General features: G+C 55.7%; 3 protein-coding genes. All 3 read left to right on the top strand.

Translation table 11 applies throughout. From position 1 onward, the window contains the following. Window positions 1-314: DUF3489 domain-containing protein (locus ACR0KJ_RS19355; protein ID WP_480627453.1), on the top strand; the 314-nt coding region annotated here is incomplete at its 5' end. A 5-nt stretch (window positions 315-319) separates the two neighbouring features. After that, window positions 320-736, top strand: a complete 417-nt coding sequence (locus ACR0KJ_RS19360) for a DUF2924 domain-containing protein (RefSeq protein WP_170452282.1) — start codon at window positions 320-322, stop codon at window positions 734-736. Further along, a complete protein-coding gene (locus ACR0KJ_RS19365) occupies window positions 736-2,364 on the top strand; it encodes a recombinase family protein (RefSeq protein WP_170523110.1) in 1,629 nt (542 codons plus the stop codon). The genes ACR0KJ_RS19360 and ACR0KJ_RS19365 overlap by 1 nt, the downstream gene beginning before the upstream one ends. Window positions 2,365-2,553 lie beyond the last annotated feature (189 nt).

The raw sequence follows: 2,553 nt of genomic DNA on the forward strand, positions 1-2,553 counted from the left end.
CCGGGCTCCACTCAGTACAGGGCGCAGGATCAGCCTGTGCCCGCAAAGTGGAGACATCAATGACAACTTCATGTGATACGGAAATCAAAACACCACCCGCCAAACCCGCCCGGAACAACCCGACGCGACAGCAACAGTTGCAGAAACTGTTGTCCCGCAAGGCTGGTGCAACGATTGCGCAGATTCAGAACGCCTTTGGGTGGCAACCGCATTCCGCGCGCGCGGCGATTTCGATGTTGCGCAAGGCGGGACATACTGTTGAGCGATCTGGATCTGGCAAAGGTACGCTCTACCGGATAGTGAAGTCGGTGTGATCGCCATGGATCCTACGCGCGCGGATCGTGACCTTGCGAAGACATTTGACGACATTGAACACCTAGATCGCCTCGGCTGTCTTGACCGATGGCGGGAAGTGTTCGGTCGGTCGCCGCCAAAATACCTGTCCCCGCAGTTCATGAAACGGGTACTAATCTGGGAACTACAGAACCGGGAATTGGGAGGGTTGTCTGCGAAGACAGAACGCCGATTGCAGAATATCGCGTTGGGAAAAACGCCGCCTCCTAGTCTGAAGCCGGGTTCACATCTAGTGCGGGAATGGAACGGACGCACCTATCAGATTGAAGTGGTTGATCGCGGGTTCGTCATGGACGGCAAAACATGGCGTTCCCTGTCCGCCATAGCAAAGCACATCACCGGAGCGCACTGGTCCGGGCCGCGCTTCTTCGGGGTTCAGTGATGCGACGCATCCGCTGCGCTATTTATACTCGGAAAAGCTCGGAGGAGGGGCTGGAGCAGGATTTCAACTCACTCGATGCCCAGCGGGAAGCCTGTGAAGCATACATCGCGAGCCAGAAGCATGAGGGCTGGGAATTATTGCCGGATCACTATGACGATGGCGGTATCTCGGGCGGTCATCTTGACCGCCCGGCGTTGCAGCGGCTGATGCAGGCTGTTGACCAGAAACGCGTGGATCAGATTGTTGTCTACAAGATTGACCGGCTGACGCGCTCGCTGGCTGATTTTGCAAAGCTGGTCGAACGCCTCGACGCGGCCGACGCATCGTTTGTGTCCGTTACCCAGTCCTTTAATACGTCGACCAGTATGGGTCGCCTGACACTCAACGTGCTGCTCAGCTTCGCTCAGTTCGAACGGGAAGTCACCGCTGAGCGTATCCGGGATAAAATTGCTGCCTCAAAACGCAAGGGTCTTTGGATGGGCGGGAACGTTCCACTTGGGTATCAGGCTGACGGCCGGACGCTCAAAATCGACGAAGAAGAAGCTGAGATCATCAGGACGCTCTACGATCTCTATCTGGAGCATCAGACCATTCTTGACGTGAAAGAGCAGGCGGAAGCACTGGGTCTCCGGTCGCGCCGCCGGGAACGTTCTGGCGGACGCGTGACAGGTGGTACGTTCTTCGATCGCGGACACATCCATCATCTGATCAGCAACCCAATCTATGCTGGCCACATCCGACACAAGGGTCGGGTTTATGAGGGGCAGCATCCTGCCATCATCAACCCGGCGGTGTGGGAGCGGGTGCAGCAGCTGCTGAAAGATGGCGCAGTAAGGGAGCGCGGCGTTAAGCAGAAAGCAAAGCGATCAGCACTGGCCGGAAAGCTCTATGATGAGACCGGAGATCGGCTGACGCCCAGCCATAGTCGCAAAAATGGAAAGCGGTTGCGGTACTATATCTCTGGTCGTCTTGTGACGGATCGCAGTCAGAAGTTTCCCGATACGTGGCGACTGCCTGCAGAACAGCTTGAGAACCTCCTGGCTGAAGTGGTTAGACAACACCTAAGCCGACCGAACGCTGTGACATCAATGTTACAGGATATGTCTGCGGCCGAAATTGCTTCAGCAGCGGAGCATCTCAGAAATTGCCAGTCCGTCAGGAAATGCCTCGACCTGATTGCGCGGGCAGACATACGACAGGGGTCGCTGAGTCTGCAGCTGGATCTACAGGCACTGGCCCGGATGATCGAGTGCAGAGCGGATCAGGTCAATGCCGAAGAACTAACAATTGAAGCTCCATTCCAGATGCGCCGCAGAGGCGTGGAACTGAAATTGCACTTGGGCGATCCGCCTCCTGAGATCGATCAGACACTTGTCCGCAACATAATCAAGGCGCGCCAATTGTTGGCGATGATTATTGACGGCAGAACGTTTTCTGAGATTGCTGAAGAAGAGGGCATTTCCAAACGCCGCGTTCAGGATGTGGTCGATCTGGCCATGCTAGCGCCTGATGTTCTGGATGCCATCGCTGCAGGCGAGCAACCTGACGGCCTGACCACGGATTACCTAATCAAGTCCGGCTTCCCAGCGATCTGGTCAGAACAGCGCCAGCAGTTCGCTGCGCTCTGATCTACAGACTCTCCCAAAGTCACCAAACTCGTACCGCCGGAACCGCGTACTGAGACTGCGGCCCGAAATCGGCTATTGTTGTGCTCACGTTCGCGTCTCAGCTCGAATCGTCAAAAACTAAGTCCCTGAAAATTAGCCACAATCGGCAACCAATTATTCAGTGTGTGATTTAATGGAAAATCATGGCTG

Source organism: Ruegeria sp. AD6 (assembly GCF_056542325.1).